The sequence below is a fragment of the Thioalkalivibrio sp. ALJ16 genome (assembly GCF_000377345.1).
GTDB lineage: Bacteria > Pseudomonadota > Gammaproteobacteria > Ectothiorhodospirales > Ectothiorhodospiraceae > Thioalkalivibrio.
The window spans coordinates 151,401-164,897 of the sequence record NZ_KB898037.1 but is presented as its reverse complement, the minus strand read 5'-3'; the positions used below and the strand labels follow the sequence as shown (position 1 = coordinate 164,897).

At 68.8% G+C, this 13,497-nt stretch carries 14 protein-coding genes; 1 reads left to right on the top strand and 13 read right to left on the bottom strand.

Features of this window, described 5'->3' with window-relative positions; translation table 11 throughout:
• Nucleotides 1-3: 3 nt before the first annotated feature.
• The 3 genes from hypF to D000_RS0100855 all read right to left on the bottom strand — a co-directional run bounded on the left by hypF (nucleotide 4) and on the right by D000_RS0100855 (nucleotide 3,419).
• On the bottom strand, nucleotides 4-2,319 hold the full coding sequence (gene hypF, locus D000_RS0100865) for a carbamoyltransferase HypF (RefSeq protein WP_018871658.1): 2,316 nt from the start codon (nucleotides 2,317-2,319) through the stop codon (nucleotides 4-6).
• Entirely contained in the window at nucleotides 2,316-2,576 is a 261-nt protein-coding gene (locus D000_RS0100860; RefSeq protein WP_018863238.1) for a hydrogenase maturation nickel metallochaperone HypA, read from the bottom strand. Before D000_RS0100860 ends, hypF begins: the two co-directional genes overlap by 4 nt.
• Before the next feature lie 126 nt (nucleotides 2,577-2,702).
• Nucleotides 2,703-3,419, bottom strand: coding sequence for a sulfite exporter TauE/SafE family protein (locus D000_RS0100855; protein WP_018871657.1), 717 nt, complete (start codon nucleotides 3,417-3,419; stop codon nucleotides 2,703-2,705).
• 272 nt (nucleotides 3,420-3,691) lie between these two features.
• Between D000_RS0100855 and D000_RS0100850 the strand changes: the two genes are divergently transcribed.
• On the top strand, nucleotides 3,692-4,603 hold the full coding sequence (locus tag D000_RS0100850; RefSeq protein ID WP_018871656.1) for a DMT family transporter: 912 nt from the start codon (nucleotides 3,692-3,694) through the stop codon (nucleotides 4,601-4,603).
• Between the two features lie 128 nt (nucleotides 4,604-4,731).
• Here the strand turns inward: D000_RS0100850 and D000_RS0100845 are convergent, their stop codons facing one another.
• From D000_RS0100845 to D000_RS0100800, 10 genes are all read right to left on the bottom strand, one after another.
• Nucleotides 4,732-6,093, bottom strand: a complete 1,362-nt coding sequence (locus tag D000_RS0100845; RefSeq protein ID WP_026279660.1) for a calcium-binding protein — start codon at nucleotides 6,091-6,093, stop codon at nucleotides 4,732-4,734.
• A gap of 315 nt (nucleotides 6,094-6,408) precedes the next feature.
• Nucleotides 6,409-7,563 carry a diguanylate cyclase gene (locus D000_RS0100840; RefSeq protein ID WP_026279659.1) on the bottom strand — a complete coding sequence of 385 codons (1,155 nt, stop codon included), beginning with the start codon at nucleotides 7,561-7,563 and terminating at the stop codon, nucleotides 6,409-6,411.
• Nucleotides 7,564-7,609: 46 nt separating this feature from the next.
• Complete coding sequence (locus D000_RS0100835; RefSeq protein WP_018871653.1) at nucleotides 7,610-8,083, bottom strand: hydrogenase maturation protease; 474 nt, start codon at nucleotides 8,081-8,083, stop codon at nucleotides 7,610-7,612.
• A gap of 204 nt (nucleotides 8,084-8,287) precedes the next feature.
• The gene (gene brnA, locus D000_RS0100830) at nucleotides 8,288-8,497 is read right to left on the bottom strand and encodes a type II toxin-antitoxin system BrnA family antitoxin (RefSeq protein WP_018871652.1); all 210 of its coding nucleotides are present in this window, start codon (nucleotides 8,495-8,497) and stop codon (nucleotides 8,288-8,290) included.
• A gap of 25 nt (nucleotides 8,498-8,522) precedes the next feature.
• Nucleotides 8,523-8,795 carry a BrnT family toxin gene (locus D000_RS0100825; protein ID WP_018871651.1) on the bottom strand — a complete coding sequence of 91 codons (273 nt, stop codon included), beginning with the start codon at nucleotides 8,793-8,795 and terminating at the stop codon, nucleotides 8,523-8,525.
• 81 nt (nucleotides 8,796-8,876) lie between these two features.
• Nucleotides 8,877-10,175, bottom strand: coding sequence for a Ni/Fe hydrogenase subunit alpha (locus D000_RS0100820; RefSeq protein WP_018871650.1), 1,299 nt, complete (start codon nucleotides 10,173-10,175; stop codon nucleotides 8,877-8,879).
• Complete coding sequence (locus D000_RS0100815) at nucleotides 10,172-10,960, bottom strand: oxidoreductase (protein ID WP_018871649.1); 789 nt, start codon at nucleotides 10,958-10,960, stop codon at nucleotides 10,172-10,174. The genes D000_RS0100820 and D000_RS0100815 overlap by 4 nt, the downstream gene beginning before the upstream one ends.
• Nucleotides 10,957-11,832: an FAD/NAD(P)-binding protein gene (locus D000_RS0100810; protein WP_018871648.1), complete on the bottom strand. Its 876-nt coding sequence runs from the start codon at nucleotides 11,830-11,832 to the stop codon at nucleotides 10,957-10,959. Before D000_RS0100810 ends, D000_RS0100815 begins: the two co-directional genes overlap by 4 nt.
• The gene (locus tag D000_RS0100805; protein ID WP_018871647.1) at nucleotides 11,822-12,295 is read right to left on the bottom strand and encodes a cyclic nucleotide-binding domain-containing protein; all 474 of its coding nucleotides are present in this window, start codon (nucleotides 12,293-12,295) and stop codon (nucleotides 11,822-11,824) included. The genes D000_RS0100810 and D000_RS0100805 overlap by 11 nt, the downstream gene beginning before the upstream one ends.
• Nucleotides 12,292-13,404, bottom strand: a complete 1,113-nt coding sequence (locus D000_RS0100800; RefSeq protein ID WP_018871646.1) for a sulfite reductase subunit A — start codon at nucleotides 13,402-13,404, stop codon at nucleotides 12,292-12,294. Before D000_RS0100800 ends, D000_RS0100805 begins: the two co-directional genes overlap by 4 nt.
• Nucleotides 13,405-13,497 lie beyond the last annotated feature (93 nt).

Sequence of the window (13,497 nt, the reverse complement as noted above, 5' to 3'; positions counted from 1 at the left end):
GGGTCAGTCTCCTCCTTCCAGTCGGGCCGGGTGCGCGGCGCGGCGCGCGAGCGCCGCCTGGCCCAGGGCCAGTCCGCCATCGTTGGGCGGCACGGCCCGCGGCCACAGCGGGTGAAAGCCGGCGTCGCGCAGGGCCACCACGCAGCATTGCAGCAGATGCCGATTCTGGAAGCATCCGCCGGTCAATGCCACGGTCTTGCGGTCACCCACCCGGGCGGCGACGACCGCGAACCGCGCCAGCGCGACATGCAGCTGCGCGGCGATCCCCCCGGGGGATGCACCGGCCGCCTGCGCCGCCAGCAGGGCGGCGATCAGCGGGCCCCAGTTCGCCTGCCAGGGCATCGCGACATCCAGGACCAGGTCCGGGGCATCCACTACGCCGGGTTCGGCCTCCGCCGCCTGCTGCACGAGCATCGCGGCCTGCCCCTCGAAGCCGGCACTGGTGCGCAGCCCGGTCAGGGCGGCCACCGCATCGAACAGACGCCCGACGCTGCTGGTCCAGGGCGCGTTGACCCCGCGATCCAGGGCGCGGAGCAGCGCTGGCCACTCGGCGTCGTCAAACAGTGCCCTTGCCGGGCTGGCCGCCAGGGCCGCCGTATCGCCCGCGAAGTGCGCATGCAGCAGCCCCAGCAGCGCGCGGCGCGGCTCGCGGATTGCGGCCTCGCCCCCCGGCAGCCGGAACGGGCGCAGGTGACCCAGGCGCTGCCAGTCGCCATTGGCGGCCACGGTCAGGCACTCGCCCCCCCAGAGCGTCCCGTCGGTACCCAGCCCCGCGCCGTCCCAGACCAGCGCCAGGACCGGGGCCTGCACCCCGTGCTCGGCCAGAAAGGCCGCGGCATGGGCGTGGTGGTGCTGCACGGGGAAGACCGGCACGCCCGCGCCCTCGGCGAGCGTGGTGGAGGCATAGTCCGGGTGTCGGTCGCAGGTGATGCGCTCGATCTGCACGCCGCAGAGCCCGGCCAGCGCGCGGGCCTCGCTGTCGAGGCGGCGCAGGGCCGCATCGCTGTCGAGGTCGCCGACATGGGCGCCGACCACGACCTCGCGGTCCAGGGCCAGCGCCGGTGCCGCCTTCAATTGGCCGCCCAGCGCCAGCGTGACCGGGCCGGGCTGCGGCAGCGGGATGCGCAGGGGCAGGGCTCCCCGTCCCAGGCGCAGGCACTGCGGCCGCCCGGCCGCGATCTGGAACACGCTGTCGTCCAGCGGCCGCGCGATCGGCCGGTCGTGGTCGAGGATGGCATCCGCGATCGCGCCCAGCCGGGCCACCGCCTCCTCGCCGTCGATACAAAGCGGTTCGCCGCTGCGGTTGCCGGAGGTGCAGACCAGCGGGGTCGCGAATGCGTCCAGCAGCAGCTGGTGCAGCGGTGTGGCGGCCCGCATCAGCCCGAGGCGGTTCAGCCCCGGGGCGATGTTGTCGGCCAGCGGCGCGCCAATCTTGCGATCCACCAGCACGATCGGGGCCTCCGGGCTGTCCAGCAGTGCCCGTTCCGCATCGGAGATGTGCGCCAGACGCCCCAGCCAGTCGCCGTCCGGCAGCAGCACCGCCAGCGGCTTTTCCGGGCGCTGCTTGCGCGCGCGCAGGTGGGCGATGGTCTCCTCGTGGGTGGCGTCCGCCAGCAACTGGAACCCGCCCGCGCCCTTCAGGGCCAGGATCTGCCCCGCGCGCAGGGCCGCCACAGCGGCCTCCAGTGCCGCATCGCCGGTGGCCTGTTCGGTGCCGTCCGGCGCGCGCAGCAGGAGCCGGGGCCCGCAGTCCGGGCAGGCCATCGCCTCGGCATGGAAGCGCCGATCCCCGGGGTTCCCGAACTCCGCCTGACAGGCCGGGCACAGCGGGAAATTGCGAAGGGTGGTGCGGGCACGATCCCAGGGCAGTGCGGTCGTGATGCTCCAGCGCGGGCCGCAGGCCGTGCAGGCGGTGAACGGATAGCGATAGCGCCGCGCCGTCGGATCGCGGATCTCGGCCAGGCAGTCGGGACAGGGTGCGCGGTCCGGGGTCAGGGTCGGGGCGCCGCCTCGGTTCGGCCCCGTAGTGAGCCGGAAGCCGGCCGCGCCGGTGGGGGTTACGGGGCCGACGGAAATGCCATCGACGTGCGCGGCTGCCGGCGCCTCTTGCACCAGTGCCGAACGAAACGCATACAGGCGGGCCGCGTCGCCCTCGGCCTCGATCACCACGCCCTCGGGCGTGTTGCCGACCGTGCCGGCCAGCGCCAGCCGCTTTGCCAGCGCCGCGACGAAAGGGCGAAACCCCACGCCCTGCACCCGGCCGGTGACGACCAGGCGCCAGCGCTCCCGCGCCGGGGTGCGTGTCGCGGGCGTGTTCACGCCACGTCCAGGCTCCGCAGCAGGATCTGTTGCGCCTCGGGGTGGGTCTCGTCGTCGGAGGTCTCCACCTCCAGCTCGGCGCCCTCGGCCAGCGTGCCGCGGGTGCCGTCCTCGAAGTGCTCGCGAAAATGCTCCGGCGTGATGTGCGACAGCGCGCCCAGCCAGACCCGCACCCGGGTCACCCGCTCGGCGTTATTGTCCGCGGCCACCTGTTCGATCTTGCGCATCAGGTCGGCCATCAGCGAAAACTCGTGCATCTCGACTCCTTGGATTGGGTGCGCCATTGCAGTCGGTGTCAGTTACCAGCTTCCTCCAACCCGGGAGCGCGCTCAACCGCACCGGCGCGGATGAGACAACGCCGATCACCGAAACCCGACCGGCTTCTAGCCTTGGATCAGCATGTACCCGGCGATGACCACCAGCAAGACACCCACGATGCGCTGAAACAGCTCCCGCGGCAGGCGTTCGATGACCCGTTTGGACACCCAGGTACCCAGGATCATCGCGACACTCAGCACTGCGGCAAGAAGCCAGAATGCCCGGTCCAGCGTGATGTACTGCTGATAGACCACGGTCTTGACGCCATGCATCACCAGCGCCGTCATCGCCTCGCTGGCGATATAGGCCACCGGGGGCAGACCGAGGGAGAGGAAGATGGCTGCGCCGAGGGGCCCGGCACTGCCCACCAGCCCCGACAGGAACCCGACGACCCCGCCGCCGGCCACAAGAAGCACCGGGCCACCCTTGAACTTCACGATGCCGAAAACCTTCAGTGCGACGAACAGCAGGATGGCGGCGCCAATTGCCCGGGTAACCAGCTCCCGCGGCAGCTGAACGAATGACAGGGCCCCCAGAACGCTGAGCGGGACCGCCCCCAGCAGAAAAAGCCCGACGGGTTTCCAGTGGATCTGGCTGAAGCCGAAGCCCACACGGGAGAGGTTGCCCACCAATTGCGCGATGGTCAGCAGGGGAACGGCCTGTGTGACGCCAACGGTTGCGACCAGCAGGGGCAGGAGCAGCAGCGCACCCCCGAACCCGGCAGCCCCGGAAAGGGCCGCGGCGGCGAACGCAGCGGCAAACAGCACGATGTACTCAAGCATCGGGTGTGCCCCTTTAGGTCATGGGGAGACGCGTCGTCCGCAACGATAGCGCAAGGGGTCCGAAACCGCAGCCGGGCACCAACCCCAGTCGCAGCCCCTGCGAGGCCCTGCCGAGGCCACCGTCTTTCGATACCATGCAAGGTGCCTGCGTATGATGCGTGGGCGCCTGTAACCTTCGGCCGGTCGCGACGGCCCGCCCGTGATCCGCGGCCACGTTGCGACGCCGATGGCCAGCAGCGAACCATCCACTCAGCGAACAAGGGGAGCGATTGATGGGTCTGGGTGTGGGGCTCGTGGTGCTGGCGGCCTTCTTCTGGGGGCTGTCCGGCGGAATCGGCGGCATCCTGATGGCCGAGGGCTGGGACGCCTTCGTGGTCTCGTTCTACCGCGGCGCCATCGGCCTGCTGTTCGTGCTGATCTGGCTCGCCTGGCGCCCGGGTGGCAGCGGGCTGGGCAGCCCGCGGATGTGGTTCTGGTCGGCCGTGGCCGGCCTGGGTGTCGCCGGCAACTTCGCGTTCTACTTCCTCAGCATCGCGCATGGCAGTGTGGCGGTCGCCGCCACGCTGATGTACTGCGCCCCGGTGTTCGTCTACATCATCTCCTTCGCCCTGAAGCTGGAGACCCCCACCACACTCAAGCTGGTGGCCATCGCGATGGTCATGGTCGGCATCGTGCTGCTCACCCAGATCTACGACACCGGGGCAGGCGGCGTGACCCTGATCGGCGCCGGTGCCGGCCTGCTGGCGGGCCTGTCCTACGCGATCTTCATCTTCGGCTTCAAGTACGCCGGCCAGCACGGCAGCCCGCAGGCGATCCTCGCAATCGCCTTCGGCGTACTCGTCATCCTGCTGATGCTGCCGGGCGACAACACGCAGATGGCCACCGTGCTGACCACCACCGACTGGCCGCTGTTCCTGGCCCTCGGCATCTTCGGCGCCGGCCTGTCGTTCGCCTTCTACATCAACGGACTGCGGACCACAGCCCCCGCCGTGGCCTCGATCGTCGCGATGATCGAACCGGTCACCGCCACGCTGTTCGGCGTTGCGATCCTGAACGAGAGCCTGGCCCTGATTCAGATCATCGGCATGGCCCTCATACTGGTCACCGTCACCGCCCTCAGCGTGTCCTCGCGCGCCACCCCGCCCCCCGTCCCCGATCCGGTCCCGGACCGCGACCACAAGTAGTCCTCGGGTTCTTAAGCCAGGACCGCCGCTGCCGGGTCTTGGCAACTCGCGCCCCGGCACGACCCCTGACGGACTACATCGGTGCGAGAAGCCTGTGCGGCAGGGCCGCTGCGGCACGCTACTTGCGTTTACGGTCTGACGCGTAAAGATGGACCGGGGAGGTCGATGGTCCCTCCGTCGGCAAGGCGCACGGCGTGCAGGCTGTGGCGCTTGGGGCGGATGGAGCCAAACCAGTTCTGGATGCGGATGCTGTCCTCGCCGTTGCGGTGGACGAGGACCAGTTCGTGGCCTTCCACCTGGATATCGAGGTCTTCGGCGCGGATGCCCGGAGCCACTTCGATCACGCTACGGCCGCGGTCTCCGTACATCTCGATCAGGGTGTTGTGGCCACTGCCGAGGCCGAACCGGTAGGTGTTGTTGCCGGCTCCACCGTACAGGAAGTCATCACCGGGTCCGGGATGCAGGGTGTCGTCGCCCTCCCCGCCGAGCAGCCAGTCCCCGCCGGGTCCGGCCTTCAGCGTTGCGTCACCCTCATGCGCCACCACGATCTCGCGCGCGTCTGTGCCGTGACCGTCCATGCGCACCCCGTCCCAACCCAGCACCACCATTAGCGCGCTCCGTAGAGCTGGGTCGCTCCCCGCCTCGAGCAGCCAGTCGCGCATCAGGCGGTAGGGATCGAAGCCCATTGCCCGCAGCCGCTCGCCGCCAGCGCGTTCAAGCTCGAACAGGTCGGTCAGCCCCCGAGCCGGGTCACGCTCGAAGGTTTCCTGCAGGGTGTTTGTTGTGTCGGCAAAGTCGAAGCCGGGGCCGGACAGGTTCACGCGAAAGGCGATCGCATCGAAATAGGGCGCCAGGTGCGTCTGCCGCATGAGCTGGCTGTACATCTGCGTTTTCAGGATATCGAAGGCCTTGTGCAGCTCGGCCGCACCGCCGGGGCGCGGGTTCGGGCTCCCCTGCTGACGGAAGTCGCGGTCCAGAAAGGCCTCCAGAGTGGCCAGCTTGCGGCCATCGATGTTGGGCCCGCGGCCTTCCGGGTCGACGTCGGCGGCGCCGGCCCACTCGAACAGCAGGTTCTTCATGCGTGTCCGACGCGCCTGCACATCGAGCTCGTCTCGAAAGGCGTCGAGGTGTTCGCGCAAACGCCCGGTCTCGTCATGCTCCAGGGCTTTGCGAAGATCCGGCATTCGACCATAGCCCCGGAGATCCGGCTCGGCCGCGGCGGACTCTAGAAGACCCCGATCGGACCGATCGCCAAAGGGCAACGAATCCGGCTGCCGTTGAGAGTCCCCGGATGCAGGCTCCGGCGAGCCGTCACTCAAGAACCATCCCATCGAGAATGAGCGGCCTGTGGCCGCGTAGTACCCTCGCTCGAACCCGTCGGCAAACTCGACCGCAAACTGGTTCATGCCATTGCGAATATCGGGCACGTACGCGTACCCGGCGCCCATTCCGGCCACCACGAGCAATACCGTAACCAGGGCCAGCTTCATGCTGGCACCTTGCGAGCGACCCGGGCAGTAACAGCCCCGTTCACGTGCGCAGGGGTCGAGTGCGAGGCCCACCGGCCGAGGCTGCGGGGACGAGAAGCTTCAGGCGGGCCGTACGCGAGACACCCGAGCCCACGATAGCAGCCTGCCCATGAAAGGCTGGCGGGGCCTCCGTAGCAGGATTCTTGTCGAACTGCGGACACGCCATTCCGTGGCGGGGTCATGGACAATCCCTTTCCATGAGTAAGGCCCCGGATGCTGAATGGGCTTTCAGTCCGTGTCAATCAGCACCCGGCCCGCGCACAAGCCACCGCGGCCTCAGGTGGCGGCGGGCTCTGGCTGGGCCCGCTCGGTCCGGTTGCGCCCGTGGCGCTTGGCCTGGTAAAGCGCCTGGTCCGCTCGGGTAAAGGCCTCGCGCAGGTGGTTCTCCTCCAGGCTGAGCGCCGGGACCAGACCGATGGAGACCGTGCAGTCCGGCAACAAGTCGTGGGGTGCGGCAAAGCGTTCGCGGATAGTTTCCGCCTGCGCCAGGGGGTTGTCGCTGAAGCTGAGCAGGGCGAATTCCTCGCCACCCAGGCGGACCGGCAGGTCCTCGGGTCCCGCCGCGACCTGAATGGCCAGGGCCAGCCGCTTGAGGACCAGGTCGCCCACGTCATGTCCGTGGTGGTCATTCATCTGCTTGAAGTGGTCCAGATCGAACATCATCAGCGCAAACTGCCGGTTTTTCGCGGCCGGTGACTGCAGGATGGCCTGGACCCGGTTGCGAAAACCCAGCCGATTGAGAAGGCCGGTGAGCGGATCGATGCCGGCCGCAGTGCGCAGCTTGTGCACCACGTGATTGACCAGCAATGCCACGATCAGCATGACCAGAGTCAACAGGCCAATGACCTGGCCAAGAAACAGCGCCATGTGCGGCCAGTCGGGATCGAACACGCTGCGCGCCGGCAACCCGAGGCCGATGGCCACCAGAATGCGCCCGGCCGTCAGCGCCGCCATCGCGAACCCGACCACCGCCGCCACCCGGTACAGGACCTTGCTATACGCGCGGGACGCCACCCGCCAGAGCAGATACGCAAGCCCGGCTAGGGGCAGGAGCATCAGCAGGTTGACGGCCACGGTGCGAACGATGATGTCCGACTGGACCTGCGTAAACCAGTACCCCAGCAGGAGCATCAGGACCGGCAACGACCACCAGGCCCTGTGCAGCGCCTGATGGAAATGCCATTGATGCAGGCCCTGCCACAGCATCAGCATCGAGAGCACGCCCAGGGCATTGGCCACGACGAAGGACAGCAGGGGCGAGACCATGCCCTGGAGGACCACCAGGAAGATGCAGAGGGCACCAGCCAGGGCCCCGACCTGCAGCGACCGGAAGCCCGGCTCGCGATCCAGTCGCTGGATCACCACCGCCAGCAGCAGATAGGTCAGCGCCAGTGCGATGACCACACCCAGAGTGAATGCTCGAAAATCCATTGCGTCTGCAGTGTACGTCAACCGCCGGCCAGCAGGCCCCGGGGGCTCAGGACATGGAGCCTGGCGCGACCACCGCGAGATCGTCCTGGATTCGGGTGACGGCCTGACCAATCACGGCCCGGATCGCGGGCGAGAGGCCGGCGCCATCTTCGAGGCGGGCGGGCTCGATGCCGTGGACGATGAGGGTGTCCGGGAGCTCGCCCAGCGAGCGGGCGAGTTCGACGGCCTCGGCGAGGCCGATGCCGTGGGATGAGTAGCGGGCGCCGCGCGGCAGCGGCTCGCGGGCGTCCAGGCGGTGGAGGGTGCCGGGGGCGGCGCCGGTGACGATGGCATCGACGAGGATCACGGGGTCGTGGCCCTGCCACAGCTCCATCAGCTCAGCGGGCTCGCCCTGGCTTTTCGCGGTGGCGAGGCCCGGGGTGTCGGCCAGTGCATCCACCACGGCGTGGCCGATGCCGTCATCGCCGCGCCAGGGGTTGCCAATGCCGATCACCAACGGCCCTTTGCCGGTGATTGGCATGGCGGGAACCGTAGCCAATACCTTTTGCGGGCGTTTCCGGGCTCCGGGGGTGTTTCGTGCCGCCTGGACAATTGCTTCGCGGCGCTCGTCGCTCAAATCCGATTGCAACGCGTCGGTCGCGAAGGCCGCAGACAGCCGTTGTTGCTGAGGGTTCTGTCCGAATGGTCGTGCCACGGGGCGCTCCCGGTCGATACCTGGCGGTGGCTAACGGGGCGTGCCCTCGTTTTTACGGGCGGCAGTGGTCGTTTCCAGCCGCTCCGCCAGCCAGATCTTGATGATGGATTGGCGGGTGACGCCCAGTCGGCTGGCTTCTCGGTCCAGGGAATCGATCATCCAGTTCGGGAAATCCACGTTTACCCGCCGTTGTTTGCGCAGCGGGCGTTTGGCCCTGGACAGGTTCAGGGCATCGGTCATCTCTTCTCCGCTGTCAAAGCGCCCGTCAAATGTCTTCGCTTTCATACAGCGCAACCTCTTCTTTGCGCGACCTGCGTACCGAAATGATACGGACAAAGGCCTTTCGGTGAGTGACAACGGCGGTCCAGTGCCTTCTTTCAATACGACCGATCACCAGAAAGCGGGGTTCGTCCTCCGTGCGGCCAGGGATCTCCAGCAGATCGGGGTCACGCCAGAGGGCCTGGGCGGTCACGAAGTCGATGCCGTGTTTCTCCAGATTCGATCGACTCTTCCGTTCGTCGAACTCGAATGAATGCATGGTGTAGAAATTATACCTTTATTCTATCAGAGCGACGTTCTTCGCTCGCGTAGAGTCAAGCGTTCCGTTTCGTGCAGGGCCTTACTGGCGGTCGACGGTGAGATCGAGGAAGTGGGTGGCGCAGGAGATGCAGGGGTCGTAGTTGCGGATGGCGACCTCGCAGTGGTGGCGCAGTTCGTCGTCCGGCAGATGGAGATGGGTCTGCACCAGTTCGCGCAGGTCGGCCTCGATGGTGGGCTGGTTGACCGAGGTGGGCGGGACGATCTTCGCGTCGGTGATGATGCCTGCGTCGTCGATGCTGTAGCGGTGGTAGCAGATGCCGCGCGGGGCCTCGGTGGCGCCGAAGCCGGTACCGGCGCGCGGGGTGACCGGCCGCGCGGGTTCGGCCGGCACGGCCCGGTAGCCGTCGACCAGGCGCAGGGCCTCCTCGAAGGCGAGCACGATCTCGATCATGCGCACCTGGATGCTGCGGAACGGGTTGCGGCAGGCCGCGCCCAGCCCGGCGCGCTCGGCCAGTTCGGCGGCACGCGGGGTGAGACGTTCGCGGTTCAGGGCGAAGCGCGCCAGCGGGCCCATGAACACCGGTTCGCCGCTGTCGGAGCGGTGGCTGTGCAGGGCGTTGGAGTGGGCGACGTGTTCCTCGGTGAAGACGTCGTCGTACTCGCGGATGGCGGCGTCCAGGCCACTGCTCGAGCCGAGCCGGCCGTGGGTGATCGGGTATTCGTCCGGGTGCACCAGCGACACGAACTCGTAGTCGCGCTCCAGGTTCGGGTAGTCGAGGGTGGCGAGGAATTCGGCCACCTCGGAGGCAGCCTCCAGGCCCCAGGCCAGGTCCTCGCGCAGCCCGGCGACCTCGTCGGGCGTTGGCGTGCGGTAGAAGCCGCCGACCCGCAGGTTGACCGGGTGGATCTCGCGCCCGCCCAGCAGGCGCAGGATGGCGTTGCCGGTCTTCTTGATGCGCAGGCCGTTGCGCACCATGTCCGGGTGGTCCTTCGCGGCGGTGACCGCGTCGGGATAGCCGAGGAAGTCCGGCAGGTGGAGCATGAACACGTGCAGGGCGTGGCTCTCGATCCATTCGCCGCAGTAGGCCAGCCGGCGCAGGTCCTGCAGCACGCCGTCCACGGTCACGCCGCAGACGTCCTCCATCGCCAGCGAGGCACCCAGCTGGTAGGCGATCGGGCAGATGCCGCAGATGCGCGCGGTGATGTCCGGGGCCTCGCGGAAGTCGCGCCCGCGCAGGAAGCCCTCGAAGAAGCGCGGGGCCTCGAAGATCGACAGCTTCACCTCCTCCACGCGGTCGCCCTCGGTGCGCACGTACATCGCGCCCTCGCCCTCCACGCGGGCGAGGTAGTCGACTTCGATGGTGCGGGTCTCGCTCATGGTCCGTTTCCTGATTCTTCGCGCTCGCTCTCCTCGCGGAAAGCGTCGGCGCCGGCATTGAAGGTGCGGTAGAAGCGCACGCGGGTGGCGCGCTCCATGCCGAGGGCCTCCAGCTGCCCGGACAGGCCGGGCGCGTTGGGCGTCTCCTTGGGGCCGAAGCAGCCATAGCAGCCGCGGTGGCAGCCGGGGCACAGCGCGCCGCAGCCGGCATGGGTGACCGGACCCAGGCAGGGCGTGCCGTGGGCGACCATCACGCAGACCTGTCCGGCGCGCTTGCATTCCTCGCAGACGCTGGCGCTGGAGACCTGCGGACGCCGACCGTAGAGGAAGGCACTGATGACCTCCAGCAGCTGGTACTTGTCGATCGGACAGCCGCGCAGTTCGAAGTCCACCGGCACGTGCTGGCTGATCGCATCCGAGGTGGCCAGGGTCGAGATGTACTCCGGGTGGGCGTAGACCTGGCGGGTAAACTCTTCGACGTCGGCAAAGTTGCGCAGGGCCTGGATGCCGCCGGTGGTGGCACAGGCGCCGATGGTCACCAGGAACTTCGACGCGCGGCGGATCTCGCGGATCTCTTTGGCCGCCTCCGGGGTGGTGATCGAGCCCTCCACCAGCGTCAGGTCCCAGGGGCCGTCGATGCGGGTGCGGGTGGCCTCGGGGAAGTGCGCGATCTGCACCCGGTCGGTCACCGCCAGCAGCTCGTCCTCGCAGTCGAGCAGCGAGAGCTGGCAGCCGTCGCAGGAGGCGAACTTGAATACGGCAAGGGTCGGACGTTCGGTACTCATAGTTCCCGTATCCGGAAGGCCGGCTCCATCACCGGGTAGGGGAAGACCGGGCCGTCGCGGCAGACGAACTGCGAACCGATCTGACAGTGCCCGCAGAAACCCACCGCGCAGCGCATGTTGCGCTCCATGGAGACAAAGATGTCTTCCGGCTTCAGTCCGCGCCGCTCCAGCGAGGACGCGGCGAAGCGCATCATCACCTCCGGGCCGCAGACCATCGCCAGCGTGTTGCGCCGGTCGAAGCCGCCGCGGTCGATCAGCTGGGTGACCACGCCGACATCGCCACGCCAAGCCGCGGTGCCGCGATCCACCGTCACGCGCAGGTCGAGGTCGCCGCGCGCGGCCCAGGCATCCAGCTCGTCGCGGAAGATCATGTCCCCCGGGGCGCGCGCGCCGTAGCAGACCACCACCCGACCGAAGTCCGCGCGGCGCTGAAGCGCCGCATGGATCACTGGCCGCAGCGGGGCCAGGCCGATGCCGCCGGCGACCAGCACGAGGTCGCGGCCGCGCGCCTGTTCCAGCGGCCAGGCCGTGCCGAACGGGCCGCGCAGGCCGACCACCGCGCCGGGTCCCAGCTCCTGCATCGCGCGGGTGACGCTGCCCACCGCGCGGGTGGTGTGCACGATGCCGCCGTCCGCGGTGATCGCGGACACCGAGATCGGCACCTCGCCCACGCCGAACAGGTAGAGCATGTTGAACTGCCCGGGGGTCGGCAGCGGCCCCGGCTCCACCCCCGGTTCGGGGTACAGCGTCCAGCTGAACACCTCGTTGCTGGCGACATCCGGCCGCACCGAACGGATGCGCCAGGGCTGCGGCGCCATCGCCTGTTCCGGCAGGGCGCTGTCGGTGCGGGGCTGCAGGGTCTCAGGTGCCATGCCCGGGCCCTCCGTGGCTGTAGATGTCCAGCGCCTGCAATCGCGCGGCCTGCAGCCGCTGCACGATCAGCCCGGAGAAGTGTTTCATCAGCATGTAGCCGAAGGCCGGGTCGGCCTCCATGTGTTCGCGCAGCACGCCGGCATCGAAGCGCAGGGTATGCAGCTCGGTCAGGGCGCGGGCGTCGTAACTGGCGCGATACGGCGGCAGCAGCCACGACCAGCCGAGGATGTCGCCGGGCCCCAGGGTCTGGAAGGTCACGCAGCCTTCGCGCAACGGGCTCTCCAGCGCGACCTGGCCCTCGCGGATCAGCCAGAAGGTCTCCGCCGGCTCGTGGTCGCGCATCAGCCGCGTGTCCGCCGGGTAGCCGAGCTTCGCGGCGCAGGCCGCCAGCAGGCGCCGATGTTCCGGCTCCATGTCGGCGAAGAACGGCTGGTCTTCGAGGATCGCCAGCAGCTCGTTCATGCCCGGCCCTCCGGGTCGCGGCGCACCGCGGTGACCTCCTCGGTGATGTCGATCCCCACCGGGCACCAGGTGATGCAGCGCCCGCAGCCGACACAGCCGGAGGTGTCGAACTGATCGTGCCAGGTCGCCAGCTTGTGGGTGATCCACTGGCGGTAGCGTGCGGCCACCGAATCGCGGTGGGCGCCGCCGACCAGATGCGAATGTTCCTGGTTGAAGCAGGAGTCCCAGCGTCGCACGCGCTCGGTGCGCTGGCCTTCCAGATCGGGCACCTCCTCGACCTGCGAGCAGAAACAGGTGGGACAGACCAGGGTGCAGTTGGAGCAGGACAGGCAGCGCTCGGCCGTCTCCTCCCAGCGCGGGTGCTCGAAGGCCCGGTTCAGCACCTCGCGGGCGTCGCCGGGCATCTGCCGGCCCATCTTGCCGGGGGCCTCGGCCCAGACGCGTTCGGCCGCCGCCTGCTCGGTGTCCGTGGCCGGGCGCGGCTCCAGCCGGTCCAGCATCGCGTGCCCGGCCTCGCTCCCGGCCTCGACGACCAGGAAGTGCGTGGCGCCGTCGACCACCTCGGTCAGGGCCAGGTCGAAGCCCTCGCGGGCGCGCGGTCCGGTATCCATCGAGGCGCAGAAGCAGGTGCCGCCGGGCTCGGCGCAGTGGGCCGCCACCATGAACACGTCCCGGCGCCGCGCCGCATAGCCGCGATCCTGCACCGCCTGGCCGAGGAACACCCGGTCCTGCACACTGATCGCCGCCAGCTCGCAGGCGCGCATGCCGATGAACGCACGCGGCCGGGCCTCGAATTCGCCCGGTTCGGTCACAAAGCTTCCGTCCGGCTGGCGGGTCAACCGGAACAGGGTCTCCTGCGGGGGGAACAGGTACTTCTTCCAGGAGTGCGGCCCGACCACGTAACCGAACAGGGCACCGTCCCCGCGCTCGCGCAGGCGGTAGTGGCCGGGGGCGTGCTCGTCCCCCCAGCCCGCCGGCAGGTCATCGAGCCCTTGCACGCGATCGTAAACGATCGCCCCGTCGCGCCGCGTCGGACCCACCACCTCGTAGCCATCACCGGCCAGCAGGCGGATCAGCGTATCCACGGCTTGTGGGGCGATCACATGCATGGGTAGCTCCCGAACGCTTGCCGCAGACAGCACCGAACGCGACGCAGGCGGCTTGAAGCATAGTGCGACAATCTCGGGCCACGATCCAACCGG